Raw genomic sequence first — 14,663 nt, 5'->3', positions numbered from 1 at the left:
CCGCAATATCGACGGGTATCTACTGGGTAACAAATCCCTGCCATGGTATCACGTTGCACTCTCCGTCATGGCTACCCAAGCCAGCGCCATCACGTTCCTGTCCGCTCCGGGGCTTGCGTATTCCTCAGGAATGAGCTTCGTCCAGTTCTATTTCGGCCTGCCGTTGGCCATGATCGTGTTGAGTATCTCGTTCGTGCCCATGTTCCATCGCCTGCGGGTTTTTACGGCTTATGAATTTCTAGAAAAGCGTTTCGATGTACGCACCCGTGCATTCACAGCCTTGCTGTTTCTCATTCAGCGGGGTCTGTCAACGGGGATCACCATTTATGCGCCGGCCATTATCCTGTCGAGCATCTTGCAGATCAATGTGGTATATACCACCCTGTTCATTGGTACGCTTGTGGTGCTCTATACCGTTTACGGTGGTACGAAAGCCGTGTCATACACCCAGCTGCTTCAAATGGCCATTATCTTCGGTGGGCTAGTCACTGCCGGGGTTCTGGTGATATATATGCTACCCGCAGACATCGGTTTGGTAAAAGCCCTGCATATCGCAGGCAAGTCTGGCAAAGCCAACGCCATCGATCTTTCATTCGATTGGAACAACCAATATACGCTTTGGAGCGGCCTCATCGGTGGTTTCTTCCTGCAGTTGTCTTATTTCGGCACCGATCAAAGCCAGGTAGGTCGATACCTGACCGGATCGTCTATTCGTGATAGCCGGATTGGCCTGCTGATGAATGGGCTGCTCAAGGTTCCCATGCAGTTTTCCATCTTGCTCATCGGTATCCTGGTGTTTGCCTTTTATCAATACAATAGCCCACCCATCTTCTTCAACAAATATGAGCTTCACAAAATCGAACAGAGTCGCTATGCGGCGCAGGTTAACGAGCTGAAGGCTGAGCATAAACAAATATTCGACGAAAAGCAGGAACAGATCCATCGACTCACTGCGGCGTTGGAGAGCGATGACGAAGCTGTGATATCCGACGTGCGCAGCCAACTACAGCAGGCCGATGTCCGGGCCAAGGAAGTCCGGGCCGATCTGGTGGAACTAATGCAGGAAAACGATGCTTTTGCCGACACCAATGACAACAACTATATTTTCCTGACTTTCGTAACCGAAAACTTCCCCCGGGGGCTCATCGGGCTGCTTGTCGCTATCGTATTCATGGCTTCCATGGGCGCTACAGCCAGTGCTATCAATTCATTAGCCTCAACAACGGTCATTGATATCTATAAACGGTTTGTAAACAAAGCTGGCACCGAACGGGGGTACCTTTCCGCATCCCGGGCATTTACATTTGTATGGGGCGTATTTTGTGTGGCCATCGCATTGTATGCCAGTAAGCTGGGTAATTTGCTCGAAGCTGTAAATATCCTGGGCTCCTTGTTCTACGGTACTATTCTGGGTATTTTCATTGTAGCATTCTATGTAAAGCGAGCCGGGGGCCGTGCGGTGCTTACCGCTGCAATCCTTACCGAAATTATGGTTGTATCGCTATGGTGGTTCGATGTAATGGCTTTTCTTTGGCTCAACCTGGTAGGTTGTGCGGGCGTTGTCATGTTTGCGCTGATTTTCCAGGGTCGCCGCCGCCACCAGCCAATCCGGACAACCTAGCCTGGCGCTCATTAATCAAGCCTTAAATCGGCCCATACTGGATAATGATCGGATAATTTTACTTTAATAACCTGATAATGCTCCACTTCGAAAGCCTTACTCGAAAGAATATAGTCAATCTGAAAGTTAGGAAAATCGCCATTATACGTAACGCCCCAACCGCGTCCCTTTTCGCGAAAAGCATTCCGCAACCCAGTTGAAACTTCATTCACAGCGTAAGATAGCGGTGTGTCGTTGAAGTCTCCCGCAATAAGATAAGGCAAGTTACATGCATGACTATGTTCGCGCAGCGCTACGGCCTGTGCGCTGCGGGCCCGAAATGCGTGCTTTAACCGCCCGCCGATACGCTTGGTAGAAGCGGCGTCTTTCTCAATGGTTTTCGACGGGTTATTGATAAAATCATAATCTTCTTTTTGAAAACCGAACGAGCGCAAATGGACATTATAAACCCTAAAAACCCGTCCCCCTTTATCAATGTCTGTATAAATGATGCGATTTACCCCGTATTCATGCTCGGGAAGGACACCGGATTGAACAATTGGATACCGCGAAAAAATGGCCATCCCATAGGCCTCGTAATCGTTTTCCGCCGTTGGCGAAACATAATAATAAGGCATACTGATTTCCCGCTCAAACACCGAAGCCATATTGTGTTTGCCTTTCTGCCGGGTGTAGTACTCCTGAATGCAAATTACATCGGGCGACACACTGTCCATCAATCGCATGGCCTCATCACGGATAGTCAGTTCCGTATCTTGCTGCTCAAATGCCCTGAAAAAATGCACATTATAGGTCAGTACCCGAATATGACCGGTATCCGGCGACGCTACGACACTTTCGGGTACCTTGGGGCTAAAGCCGTAATGTTTCTGCAGGATATTCCACCCCAAAAGAATGGCAAAAAAAGAAAGGGCAGCATATGGAGCGCCTCGCACCAGCCAATATGCAACAAACAAGCCGTTAATAGCCAACAGTGGGAGGTAAGCAATGCCGAGAAACGCAAATGGCCAAAACACTTGTGGGTTAATAATGGGCGCCAGATAACTTAACAACAATGCTGTTACCGCCAAAACATTTGCCAAAAGCACGGATTTACTGAAAAAGCCCAGCCGTTTCGTACGCCCACGTTTTCTTGCCATCAATCAATATTCGTTTTGACCTTGCTTGCTGGCTTTAAACAGGGCCTCCTTTTCCGCTTTCGTTAGGCTATCGTAGCCGGATTGGGAAATCTTATCCAAAATCCGATCAATCACTTCCTGATTTGGGACCAGGGGCTCCTCATGGATAGGGTGTTCATTCCGCAACACACGAAGCTTTTTTCGTCGCTCTTGCCTGCCCAGTATACGGCTCCAGTCCTGGCCATTTTGTAGTCGTTTAATGTAGACAAAGCCAAACAATGCCCCGCCGATATGGGCAATACTTCCGCCGGCATTGAACCCCGCAATCGCCAGCACATCGATCACAATAAAGGCCAATGCAAGGTACTTCAGTTTGACGTTGCCAAAGAAGAGCATCCGGATAGTATAATCCGGCAATAGTGTAGCGGTAGCGAATACAATCGCGCTCACGCTCGCCGAAGAACCAATCATCACCGTCCGGAAAGCCTCGGCCCTAAACACCGGAATAAGATTATAGGCCAATAGATAGAGTACTCCGCCAACGATCCCTCCAGCCAGATAAACGAAAGTGAACTGCCTTTTCTTTAGGAAATCGAGGAAAATAATACCCAACCAGAACAGCCAAAGCATGTTGAACAGGATGTGGAATAACCCCTGTTGGGTAAACATATAGGTGAGTAACGTCCAAGGTTTGTATAACCACGCGGAAACCGACGCTGGTAACTGTATCCATGGCATTACGTAGCCAGCTAACGAAACATCCGTAAAACCAAGCGCAGAGACCAGAGAGAGCGCACCAAGCCCCACAAATACCAGGATGTTGATACCGATAAACAGGAACAGCGGACTCCCCGAACGGAAAGCTTTATGCCATAAACCGCCAACCCATGACTTTTTCATCGCGTGCTCCCTGTATTGTCGCTTGATAACATGGGCTAATATATGAAAATTTTTTTTGAATACACTTCGCCGCCACGTCCTTTCACCAATAATTAGGCCGCCTTATTCCCCAAAGTTTTATGAGCAGAAATCCAAATAACGCGCCACCTATGTGCGCAAAATGGGCAATGGAAGAACCCGTACGCGACACACCCAGAAACAGCTCGATGAGAATCATCACCGGAATAAAGTACTTCGCTTTAATCGGTACCGGTAAGAAGATGAGCATTAGCGGCGTATTGGGGAACAGGTAGCCGAAGGCAATCAACAAGCCATATATGGCTCCCGAGGCGCCCACCATGGGCGTCGTGTATATCGACAAAAGCGTCTGCCGTGCTTCGGCCGGAAGGCTACTCAATACGCGGGCACTCCGATTGGCCACATCTATTTCCGAAAGAAATGCCTTTGCCGAAAACGAGTCTACAATCATGTACACCTCCAGGGCCTGCACCGCAAACTGCAAAACCAACGCGCCTAACCCGGTAATCAGGTAAAAGTTCAGAAAGCGCTTCGACCCGAACACTTGCTCCAAAATCGGCCCGAACATAAACAGGGCAAACATATTGAAAAAAATATGCGCAATCCCGCCATGCATAAACATGTATGTGATGACCTGCCAGAGATGGAACCCCGGTGAGTCCGGATAATAAACGCCAAACAGATCATTTGCCCGTGGAAAAATCAATGCGCCGCCAACGAAACAGATCACATTGATAATGAGTAAATTTTTAACTACCGGCGGCAGGCCGGAAAAAGGGGATGCAGTATTGTTAAACATATTTCTTCATTTCGTGTTTTAGCGCTCAAACCGTTCCATCAGTTCCTGCAGGGTAAAAGTAAGAATTATGGGCTTGCCATTCAGCGAAACGTTCGGCATTTCGCATGCAAATAACCGGTCGATCAGATCAGCCATATCTTCCGTTGTCAATTCCGTGCCCGGCCTGATGGCCGCATGCCGGGCAAGGCTCCTTGCCAATTGCTCCCGCTTTGGGAGCTTCAATTGGCTTTGGTTATGCTTATAGTCTTCCAGCAGCCGGTCCAGCACTTCGCGCTCATCCAGCCCCGTTGTCAAGTCCGCCGGAATCCCTTCAACCACGAAGGTGTTTTTCCCAAACTCACGGATTTGGAACCCCAAGGCACGGATGTCGGGCAGCAAATCGGTAATCAACTGGAAATCCGAACCACTAAATGTCACCGTCTGCGGGAAAAGGCTTTGCTGGCTGGCTCCCTGTCGGTTTTCCTGCTGTTGCCGGAACTGCTCAAACAAGATCCGCTCGTGTGCCGCCTGTTGATCGATAAGGATAAAACCCGAATGGATCTGCGACATGATATAACGGTTATGCAACTGGAACGGCTGCTTTCGGGTGGGTCGGGTCGATTCAACAACACGGCCGTGTTCCTCCCCATGCAGCGGTAACTGGATGTCCGTTCGTTTTTCCGTAATCTGGTAAAGCGTTTGCCATTGGTCGGGAATAGGGGATGACCGCCGCCCCTCGCTGGGCTTACTGTTGTCAAAAGGGTTATAGTCCGGATTAAAGGTAATCGAGGGCGGCGTGATTTCCTCCAGCGGCTTGGGGCTGATCATCCGGCTAAACCCCGTTTCTTGATTGAAGTCAAGTGTGGGTGTGATGTTGTAGCGCCCCAACGATCGCTTCACGGCCGATTGGAGTATGGCGTAAATCGCCCGCTCATCCTCGTACTTGATCTCGGTTTTCGTCGGGTGCACATTGATATCAATTTTTGCCGGATCGATCTCAATAAACAATACATACAACGGGAAGCTGTCCGCAGCCAGGATTCCTTCGTAGGCCTTCACCACCGCGTGGTTAAGGTACGGGTCTTTCACGAAGCGGTTATTTACAAAAAAATACTGCTCGCCGCGGGTCTTTTTGGCATACTCGGGCTTGCCGATGAACCCGTTGAGGTTGATGATGGTCGTTTCTTCCTCCACCGGCACCAAGCGTTGGTTATAACTGTTTCCAAACACGTGTACAACACGCTGTTTCAAGCTTTCCGCCGGCAGCTGGAACAGCTCTTGGCCATCGCTATGGAGGGTAAAGTAGATTGTAGGGTATGCCAGCGCCGCACGCTGGAACTCTTCCAAAATATGCCGCATCTCCACCGCATTGCTTTTCAAAAAGTTGCGGCGGGCCGGAATGTTGTAAAATAAGTTCTTTATGCTGATGCTCGTTCCCGCGGGCAGCGCTTCAGGTTCCTGGCGCACCACCTCCGAGCCGGCAATTTCAATACGTGTACCCAATTCATCTTCCACACGGCGTGTCTTAAGCTCCACATGGGCAATTGCGGCGATGGAAGCAAGCGCCTCCCCGCGGAATCCCATCGTGCGGATCGCAAACAGGTCGTCTGCCTTCCGGATCTTAGAGGTGGCGTGGCGCTCGAAACATAGCCTCGCATCCGTTATGCTCATGCCACACCCATTATCGATGAGCTGTATAAGCGATTTCCCGCCATCTTTTACAATCAGTTTTATCTTGTCGGCACCGGCATCAATCGCATTTTCTATCAGTTCCTTCACTGCTGAGGCCGGACGCTGTACCACTTCACCCGCGGCAATCTGGTTGGCCACCGCATCCGGCAACAATTGGATAATATCTGACATAAGTGGCAAAGTTACGAAAACGTGCCTACACCGTGCATTTCTGCCGCGAGAAATCGGGCCGTCTGGCTCCTTTCGTTCTTTATGAGGTCTTCTGGTACACCGCTGAAGAGGATTTCGCCACCGCCTGCACCCCCTTCAGGGCCCAGGTCCACCACCCAGTCGGCAACTTTGATCACGTCAAGGTTATGCTCAATCACCAGTACCGTGTTTCCGCGGTCCACCAATCTGTTCAGCACGTCAAGTAAAACGCTTACATCCTCAAAATGCAGCCCCGTTGTCGGCTCGTCCAGGATATAGAACGTCTTGCCCGTATCTTTTTTGGAAAGCTCGGTGGCCAGCTTCACCCGCTGGGCTTCCCCGCCCGACAACGTCACCGACGACTGGCCCAGTGTCAGGTATCCTAGCCCTACATCACGCAATGTTTTGATTTTGCGGTAAATGGCCGGGATGTTCTCAAAAAAGGCAACCGCATCATCGATACGCATGTCGAGCACATCGCTGATCGATTTGCCCCGATAGCGCACTTCAAGGGTCTCGCGGTTGTATCGTTTGCCGTTGCAGGTTTCACACGGCACCTGCACATCGGGCAGGAAGTTCATTTCGATCACCTTCATGCCGGCGCCCTGGCACGTCTCGCACCGCCCGCCTTTCACGTTAAAGGAGAACCGGCCTGGCTTGTATCCGCGGATCTTGGATTCGGGAAGTTGGACAAACAGCGACCGGATATCCGAAAACACACCGGTATACGTTGAGGGGTTGGAACGCGGCGTCCGCCCGATGGGACTCTGGTTTATTTCGATGACCTTGTCGATGTGCTCCAACCCCTCGATCTTCCGATAAGGCAGCGGAGCCTTCTTGGCACGGAAAAAATGGTGGTTCAGGATCGGATACAACGTTTCCGTAACGAGGCTGGATTTTCCGCTGCCCGACACGCCGGTTACGAGGATAAGTTTACCCAGCGGGAACTCCGCCGTCACATTCCGGAGGTTATTGCCCGATGCGCCCGACAAGCGCAGCCTATGGCCATTTCCCGCCCGCCGCTTTGCGGGCACCGGTATCTCCTTGCTCCCATTCAGGTAGGCTGCGGTAAGCGTGTCGGCAACTTGGATTTCCTCCGGTTTCCCCTGTGCAACCACAAGCCCGCCATGTGCACCGGCAGCCGGCCCCATATCAATTACATAGTCTGCATTGCGGATCATGTCCTTGTCGTGTTCAACCACTAAAACAGAGTTCCCGATGTCTCGGAGATTTTTAAGTGCGGTAATGAGCCGCTCGTTATCGCGCTGATGCAGCCCGATGCTCGGTTCATCAAGGATATACAGTACGTTGACGAGCTGGGAACCGATCTGTGTGGCCAGCCGAATGCGCTGTGCCTCGCCTCCCGAAAGCGTCTTGGCCGTACGGTCCAGGGTCAGGTAGTTGAGCCCTACATCCAAGAGGAATCCCAACCGCGACCGGATTTCCTTCAGTATCTCTTTAGCGATCACCTGCTGCCGCTCATTCAGCCGGAGCTCCACTTCAGCAAACCATGCCGTCAGCGTGCTGATGTCCATGGTTGCCAGTTCATGGATGTTTTTCCCGGCGATCTTGAAATGGAGCGACTCCTTCTTCAAGCGGGCCCCATGACAGACCGGGCAGGTCCGTTGCGCACGGAAATCATCCAATTGGAGGCCGTTTTGCCCATGTCGGTCGCTCTGGTCCTCAAGCATCTTAAAAAGGCCTTCAAAGGTGATCCTATAATCCTTCTTATTCCAACTGCTGTAGGAAACCGGCACCACGACCTCCTCATCCGCACCCATCATCAAGATATCGAGCTGGGCTTCGGTCAGCTTTTCAATGGGGGTCGACAACGAAAAATCGTATTTCTTTGCAACGGCCTTCAGCACTTGGAAGTTCCACGTATCGCGGTATTCGCCGAGCGGGGCCAATCCCCCTTTCATGATGCTCAGTTTGGGGTCGGGTACCACGGCATCGCGGTCAATTTCATAAACGTAACCCAGTCCCGTACACCGCTCACACGCACCATATGGCGAATTGAACGAAAACGTGTTCGGCTGGGGCTCGTCATAGGATATGCCCGACTCGGCATCCATCAGGTACCTGCTGTAGAAATAATCGTTATTAGACTTATCACTCACTTTGATGATACCCTTTGCCGTTTTCATCGCCTGCATCACCGAGGTGTAAAGGCGCTTCCGGTCTTTTTCCGACACCACCAGCCGATCGATGACCACTTCGATATCGTGGATCTTATAGCGGTCTGCCTGCATCTTGGGCACCAAATCCAACAACTCGCCGTCTACCCGTACTTTTACATACCCTTGCTTACGGATTTGCTCGAACAATTCCCGGTAATGGCCCTTACGGCCTTTTACCACCGGGGCAAGCACATTGATGGCCTGGCCCTCGAACTGTGCGATGATGCGGTCTACCACCTGGTCTTCCGACATCCGTTCCATTTGCTTACCGGTTACATAAGAAAATGCTTCTCCCGCCCGCGCGAAAAGCAACCGCATGAAGTCGTACACCTCGGTAATGGTCCCCACGGTAGAGCGCGGGTTCTTACTGGTGGTTTTCTGCTCGATGGATATCACCGGACTGAGCCCCGAGATCTTATCCACGTCGGGACGCTCCATACCCCCGAGAAACTGGCGGCTGTATGCGCTGAACGTTTCCATATACCGCCGCTGACCCTCGGCATAGATGGTATCAAAAGCAAGCGAGGATTTTCCACTGCCGCTCAATCCCGTTACCACGACGAGCTCATTCCGGGGAAAACTCACATCGATATCCCTTAGGTTGTGTACCCGTGCACCAAAGACCTGTATTTCACTTTGCTCGCCCAGATCGGGCGCCGTTTGTTTCGCCATTTACCGTAGTCAAATAATCGTAAGGTAAGCAAAATTAGCTAAACTTGCGCTGAAACGCAAGCTCGCCGACCACTCATCTGCCGCTAAAGATAATAGTTTAGCTCTGAAAAAAACTAAAAATATTCGACAAAAAACGCTCGTCTCGTTTAAAACGAGACGAGCGTCCATATTTCATTGAATTTGCCTCAAGTTATGCAACCGGCGAGGATGCCGTTTCTTCGGCCAAGGCCTCATCAACCAGTACGCGGCCGCAATGTTCACATACGATGATTTTCTTGCGTTGACGGATTTCCAGCTGCTTTTGGGGCGGTATTTTGTTATGGCAGCCCGAACAGCTGTCGCGATCGATTGAAACGACCGCCAGCCCGTTCTTGAATGAGGGTCTCAGCCTGCGGTAAACACGCAGCAAGCGTTCCTCGATATCCTTTTCAGCCTCGTCAGCCTGCTTCATCAACTCGTCCTCCTCCTTTTGGGTTTCGCCGGTGATGGTGTCCAATTCGCCCTTCTTTACGTCAAGATCCTTTTTCGCCGTTTCCAGCGTTTCCAGCGTTCCCTCGTAAACCTCCGTTTTGTTCTTGATTTCAAACTCAAACTCCCGGATTTTCTTCTCACTTACCTGGATGTCCAGCCCTTGGATCTCTATCTCCTTGGTAATCGCATCGTACTCGCGGTTGTTCTTCACCTCGTTGAGCTGGCCTTCGTATTTCTTTATCGCCGTCTGTGCATCTTGGATCATGTTTCGGCGGTTGACGATACCGTCTTCCAGTTCATCCAATTCGCCTCTGATTTTCTCTATGCGGGTTTCCAGCCCAGCGATATCGTCTTCCAGGTCACTTACCTCGATCGGCAATTCACCCCGTACCTGCCGGATTTTATCGACCTTGGTATGGATGGTCTGCAGCTGCCAAAGCGCCCTTAGTTTCTGTTCTATAGTCTGTTCCATTTAACTATAATATTTTATTGGGTTCGTGTCCGTTCCCGTCAAACGGACTGCAAAGGTAGGAAATTTTTTCTGAATAATTTCCAACAATAGTTGCTGCGTAAACTGTTCGCTTTCAAAATGTCCAACATCCGCAATCACGATTTTTCCCTCAGCATCAAAAAACTCGTGGTACTTGTAATCCGCTGTCACGAATACATCGGCTCCCGCACGGATGGCGTGGGCGAGGAGGAAGCCCCCGGCCCCGCCACAGACGGCCACATCGGCCACCGGTTTGCCCCGGAGCGCGGTGTGACGGATTACCTTCGCGCCCAATTGCGCCTTTAGCAGCGCCAGAAAGTCGCTCTCCTCCATGGGTTTCTCCAGCCGCCCCACCAAGCCGCTTCCTACGCCCTGGTAGTTGTTTTGCAGCCGGTAGATATCGTATGCCACTTCTTCATAGGGATGCACTTCGAAAAGCCCGCACAATACCGCGCGCTCATTAATGGCCGGATAAATCACTTCCACCCGCATTTCTTCTTCACGGTGGTGTTCTCCGGGCTGGCCAACAAACGGGGCTGCGCCTTCACCCGCCCGGAATGTTCCGTAGCCCGCGGTGTTGAAACTGCATGCGTCATAACGGCCGATGCTGCCGGCACCCGCCGCAAACAGTGCCGCCCGCACGCGCTCCACATGCCCCTTGGGTACAAACACCACCAGTTTCCGGAGCAGGTCACCCTTCGGGCTGAGTATCCGCGTATCGTGCAGTTCCAAACGCTCCGCGATCTTACTGTTCACGCCACCCATCACATTATCCAGGTTGGTGTGAATCGCATATAGCGCGATATCATGTTTGATCGCCTTCATGACGACCCGCTCCACGTACGTGTTCCCGTTGAACCGCTTGAGCCCTTTGAAGACGATCGGGTGGTGGGAGATGATCACATCGCAGCCCGTCGCAATGGCTTCATCCACCACTGCCTCCGTGCAATCCAGGGAAAGGAGTGCTTGCTTCACGTCTTTATCAGGGCTGCCCACCAACAACCCGGCGTTGTCGTAAGATTCCTGATAATCCAAAGGAGCTATCGACTCCAGGTGGTTTGTCAATTCACGGAGTTTCATCATCGGTTTGCCGGTTATCTTTGCGTTTCTCATGTTCCAATAGGAGATTCCTAAAATTGCTCAGTTTCACCCAGTAGGCTATGAAATAAATGATGCTTAACAGGCCTATGGTGACCAAGATGAATGCCGGCCACGGAATGTTTGACAGCAAAAACAGCCAGGCGTACCACGTTCCGGCCTGCCGGCCCGGGCTTTCTTCTTCCGCAATCTTGCGGTCATAAAACTCGTTGGTCAGTGAATCAGCTACGCGCGAAGCCACGGAAAAGTTCCAGTAAATATTAAATAACGGAATGAGCAGCAACCAAGCTTGATTGGGTGCCATCAGTCGGTTTTCCGGAGAAACACAGTGCAGCGTTTTCCGTACGGTATTGGCGTAAAATGCCCAAACAATCAGCCTAATTATGAACACAGCAACAACCAGCTGTATCATTTCGGGCGAAAGATTTTCGTAATCGATATTCATTCGCAAATATTTGCTTTTCACGGCCTTATGGCCTCATACAACCCACATTTACATCGCCTCGTCTCCCAACGCGATGTCACCGCAGATTTCATCGGTGCTAAATTACAGCGATTCCCTTACAAAACCCAATGGTTTCCGCGGTAACAGCGTCATCTCGATGTGCAGGATGCCGGCATCCATATAAGGCTCGCTTGTCTGCCCAAAGCCCAGCCGGCTGTAAAATGCGTGGAGGTGCTCCTGTGCGCCGATCTTTATGGCTTTGTGCCCGTGTTGTTCATACAGCCCGTCGATGCTCCGCCGTATCAGTTCCGCACCAAGCCCCTGTCCGCGGAAACCTGCGGCAATCACCACCCGCCCAATGCTCATCGCATCGGGGTAGGAAATGCCGTAGGGGATGAGCCGCGTATAACCCGCCAAGGTATCACCGTGCCATGCCATGAGGTGGCACGACAGCTGGTCTTTACCGTCCAAGTCGCTGTAAACACATGCCTGCTCCAACACGAACACCTCTTGTCGCAATTGCAGGATTTTATAGAGTTCATCCAGCGAAAGGCTCGCAAACGCCTTCTTGTTCCATATCAAGCGTTGGCCATCCATCACGTTTTCATTGCTGGCCCGCCACTTCCTCCAGTAGTATCGCCAGTTTATCCGGCATGCTCATCTGCGGGTTATGGTCGGCCTGCATGTTGACCACCTTCCAGCCGTAGCTTCGCGCCCGTTTCGCAAAAAACGCAAACGCATCCTTCTCCGCATCGTCGCCCTCATATGTCAAAATATAGGTGGTCGGCAACGTCAGCCGCCTTTTGTTCTTTAGCGCCAGCGGCTGGGAGAACGTCTTGGCAGGCTGTGGCACGTCTTTGGGAAAGCCCTGCGCTTCCTGTGCCCAAAACGGGTGTATGAGCCCGTCTTTTGCCGGTAGCTCGCGGCCAGCTTGGGCTGTACCATGCGCCGTAGCCACGCTTTGGCCATCTTCGGGCACAAATGCATCAAGGTAGATCACCTGCTTGATGCGGCCCGGAAGGCTGTCGGCAACGCCCGTAACCACCATACCGCCGTAGCTGTGCCCCAGTAGCACCACATTGTGCAGGTTTTCAAACAGGATGGTGTTCACCACGTCCTCGATGTGGGTATCCAGGTCAATGTCTGCCGAAGCCAGGTGCACCCGTTCGCCCAGCCCCGAGAGGGTAGGCCGGTATACCACATGGCCCGCCGCGCGGAGCAATGAATCCGTCTGCTTGAACGACCACCCGCCCCCCCAGGCACCATGAACCAACACGTAGGTATGCTGCTGGGCCATTGTCGTGGCAGCCCACAGTGGCGAGCAAGCAAGCAGCGTCCAAATTAACTTTAACATATCGCGATCATTTGTAATGCATAGTTAATGCTTTTCCGGTGAACGACCAAAAAATGCCCACCCAAGTATCTCTTCCATGTAGGTGTCGATAAGGGATACGTTGAGCATGTCATTGATGTAAGCAATATACATATCCGGTCGGATAAGTACAATTTTAGTGTTTGAAGGTTTCACTTCGAACGCCTGAAACACCTGCTGGTTTCGCTCCGAATAGGGGAGGTAGTAAAGGTGCATCTCGCGTGGATACTTCTGCCGCATCCACTGTCCGATGATATTCAGGTGATGATGGCTGATCGTGCCCAGCACCAGCAAAGCGAATCCCGGCTTTTCACACCAGCGATGCAGGTCGGTCTGCGTTTTCGTTTTCTCGTCAAACACCGGTAGGTACGGAAGCCGGTCGCCCGCTTGGATGTCGACGCCCAACGCATGGTGTATGGAAAGGGGAGAGTGGCGATAGTTCACATCGAGGCCTGCCAACCGATAAAACGATTGCTTTAGGCGAGCCGGGTCTGCGCCGATGCGATTGATCGCTTTCATCCGGCTTGCTTTCGTCAACCAGCCCGGCCACAGCCGCCCGCTATCCCCAAACTCAAAAACCCCACTGCCCGCTTTCACCGCGGGCAACCGTTCCGGCTGGTACGTATGGAGCACGCTCGGAGCCATCCGGCCATTCACCACGCCCGCCAACTTCCAAGCCAGGTTTGCAGCATCGTATAGGCCTTCATTCATACCCCTGCTTAGGAGGGGTGATACCCCGTGTGCCGCATCACCGATCAGGAAGCACCGCTGGCGGCGCAGTTGCTCAGCGACCATTTTCCGGCAACGAAACCGGCTGATCAGCCGGTACCGCTCCTCCGGCAGGCGGAAACCCAGTGCGCTATCGATCTGCAGATTAACATCCGTGTAACTACGGATATTGCCCTGTATCGTCCCGTGTGCCCCGGGCAGCTGGCCTATGATTCGGTAGTGATCGGCCGCACCCAGGGGAACGATTGCCAATGGCCCTTTATCATGTAAAAACATGTTGATTTTCCGGCTATCCGCCTGTTGGGTCTCCACGTCGGCCACAAAAAAATGCCGCACTTGGCCGCTCCCTTCTAGCGGTATGTCGAGCAGGCCACGCAACGTGCTGTGCTGGCCGTCCGCACCGATTACCCATGAGCATTGCCAATCCTGGCGCGTACCGTTGTGCACCAACGTGGCCGTTGCCCCGCCATCGTCCTGCCTGAGCGATTCCAGGCGGGTCTCCCAGGCCACGGGACACGCTTTTTCTGCAAGCCAGTTGAGCAAAAGCCGCTCAACACGATCCTGGCCGATGCATTGGATAAACGGAAAAGCCGTATTTGCCGAAACCAGCCTCGAAAAATCCCATGTGTCCATCGGGCCTCGTTGCCCATGCAACCCGATGGCATAAGCAGACTTTCCCTGCGCAAGGAGCTGGTCAGCCTGCCCCAATTGCCTGAAAAGCTCCAACGACCGGGCGTGTACGAGGGCCGCCTTGGGTTCCCGGTCCGGTCCCGGTTTCGCGTCGACGATGTTGGGCTGCAAGCCGTGGCGAAGCAGTTGGGCCGCCATCATCAACCCCGATGGGCCGGCCCCAACAATCAAGACATCGGTATGTTTTGTATTCTCCACGG

12 protein-coding genes are annotated in these 14,663 nt (G+C 52.3%); 1 reads left to right on the top strand and 11 read right to left on the bottom strand.

The window, feature by feature from the left end:
• Positions 1 to 1,621, top strand: a 1,621-nt coding sequence (locus tag VNQ80_RS16830) for a sodium:solute symporter (protein WP_325640793.1), incomplete at its 5' end; no start/stop codon positions are given.
• Between the two features lie 11 nt (positions 1,622 to 1,632).
• Here the strand turns inward: VNQ80_RS16830 and VNQ80_RS16825 are convergent.
• The 11 genes from VNQ80_RS16825 to VNQ80_RS16775 all read right to left on the bottom strand — a co-directional run bounded on the left by VNQ80_RS16825 (position 1,633) and on the right by VNQ80_RS16775 (position 14,661).
• Positions 1,633 to 2,760 (bottom strand): endonuclease/exonuclease/phosphatase family protein, encoded by a 1,128-nt coding sequence (locus VNQ80_RS16825; protein WP_325640791.1) that lies wholly within the window; start codon positions 2,758 to 2,760, stop codon positions 1,633 to 1,635.
• A 3-nt stretch (positions 2,761 to 2,763) separates the two neighbouring features.
• Complete coding sequence (locus VNQ80_RS16820) at positions 2,764 to 3,639, bottom strand: rhomboid family intramembrane serine protease (protein ID WP_325640789.1); 876 nt, start codon at positions 3,637 to 3,639, stop codon at positions 2,764 to 2,766.
• Positions 3,640 to 3,721: 82 nt separating this feature from the next.
• Complete coding sequence (locus VNQ80_RS16815) at positions 3,722 to 4,456, bottom strand: rhomboid family intramembrane serine protease (RefSeq protein WP_325640787.1); 735 nt, start codon at positions 4,454 to 4,456, stop codon at positions 3,722 to 3,724.
• A gap of 18 nt (positions 4,457 to 4,474) precedes the next feature.
• Positions 4,475 to 6,298, bottom strand: a complete 1,824-nt coding sequence (mutL, locus tag VNQ80_RS16810; RefSeq protein ID WP_325640785.1) for a DNA mismatch repair endonuclease MutL — start codon at positions 6,296 to 6,298, stop codon at positions 4,475 to 4,477.
• Positions 6,299 to 6,309: 11 nt separating this feature from the next.
• Complete coding sequence (gene uvrA / locus VNQ80_RS16805; protein WP_325640783.1) at positions 6,310 to 9,168, bottom strand: excinuclease ABC subunit UvrA; 2,859 nt, start codon at positions 9,166 to 9,168, stop codon at positions 6,310 to 6,312.
• Between the two features lie 190 nt (positions 9,169 to 9,358).
• Complete coding sequence (locus tag VNQ80_RS16800) at positions 9,359 to 10,111, bottom strand: zinc ribbon domain-containing protein (RefSeq protein WP_325640781.1); 753 nt, start codon at positions 10,109 to 10,111, stop codon at positions 9,359 to 9,361.
• Positions 10,112 to 11,209: a Nif3-like dinuclear metal center hexameric protein gene (locus VNQ80_RS16795; RefSeq protein WP_325640803.1), complete on the bottom strand. Its 1,098-nt coding sequence runs from the start codon at positions 11,207 to 11,209 to the stop codon at positions 10,112 to 10,114.
• Complete coding sequence (locus VNQ80_RS16790) at positions 11,196 to 11,672, bottom strand: hypothetical protein (protein ID WP_325640779.1); 477 nt, start codon at positions 11,670 to 11,672, stop codon at positions 11,196 to 11,198. The genes VNQ80_RS16795 and VNQ80_RS16790 overlap by 14 nt, the downstream gene beginning before the upstream one ends.
• Positions 11,673 to 11,774: 102 nt before the next feature.
• A complete protein-coding gene (locus VNQ80_RS16785; RefSeq protein WP_325640777.1) occupies positions 11,775 to 12,269 on the bottom strand; it encodes a GNAT family N-acetyltransferase in 495 nt (164 codons plus the stop codon).
• 7 nt (positions 12,270 to 12,276) lie between these two features.
• A complete protein-coding gene (locus VNQ80_RS16780; protein ID WP_325640775.1) occupies positions 12,277 to 13,026 on the bottom strand; it encodes an alpha/beta hydrolase in 750 nt (249 codons plus the stop codon).
• A gap of 24 nt (positions 13,027 to 13,050) precedes the next feature.
• Positions 13,051 to 14,661, bottom strand: a complete 1,611-nt coding sequence (locus tag VNQ80_RS16775) for an FAD-dependent monooxygenase (protein ID WP_325640773.1) — start codon at positions 14,659 to 14,661, stop codon at positions 13,051 to 13,053.
• Positions 14,662 to 14,663 lie beyond the last annotated feature (2 nt).

Source organism: Parapedobacter sp., assembly GCF_035556095.1.
In the GTDB taxonomy this organism is placed as follows: Bacteria; Bacteroidota; Bacteroidia; order Sphingobacteriales; family Sphingobacteriaceae; genus Parapedobacter.
The sequence above is the reverse complement of the archived record's forward strand: the minus strand, read 5'-3'. Positions and strand labels throughout refer to the sequence as shown.

Excerpts from the sequence above, each read along its gene's own strand:
- VNQ80_RS16795 (WP_325640803.1), bottom strand. The coding sequence starts at position 11,209 with ATGAAACTCCGTGAATTGACAAACCACCTGGAGTCGATAGCTCCTTTG.
- VNQ80_RS16785 (WP_325640777.1), bottom strand. The coding sequence starts at position 12,269 with ATGGATGGCCAACGCTTGATATGGAACAAGAAGGCGTTTGCGAGCCTT.
- VNQ80_RS16800 (WP_325640781.1), bottom strand. The coding sequence starts at position 10,111 with ATGGAACAGACTATAGAACAGAAACTAAGGGCGCTTTGGCAGCTGCAG.
- VNQ80_RS16815 (WP_325640787.1), bottom strand. The coding sequence starts at position 4,456 with ATGTTTAACAATACTGCATCCCCTTTTTCCGGCCTGCCGCCGGTAGTT.
- VNQ80_RS16820 (WP_325640789.1), bottom strand. The coding sequence starts at position 3,639 with ATGAAAAAGTCATGGGTTGGCGGTTTATGGCATAAAGCTTTCCGTTCG.
- uvrA (WP_325640783.1), bottom strand. The coding sequence starts at position 9,168 with ATGGCGAAACAAACGGCGCCCGATCTGGGCGAGCAAAGTGAAATACAG.
- mutL (WP_325640785.1), bottom strand. The coding sequence starts at position 6,298 with ATGTCAGATATTATCCAATTGTTGCCGGATGCGGTGGCCAACCAGATT.
- VNQ80_RS16780 (WP_325640775.1), bottom strand. The coding sequence starts at position 13,026 with ATGTTAAAGTTAATTTGGACGCTGCTTGCTTGCTCGCCACTGTGGGCT.
- VNQ80_RS16790 (WP_325640779.1), bottom strand. The coding sequence starts at position 11,672 with ATGAATATCGATTACGAAAATCTTTCGCCCGAAATGATACAGCTGGTT.
- VNQ80_RS16825 (WP_325640791.1), bottom strand. The coding sequence starts at position 2,760 with ATGGCAAGAAAACGTGGGCGTACGAAACGGCTGGGCTTTTTCAGTAAA.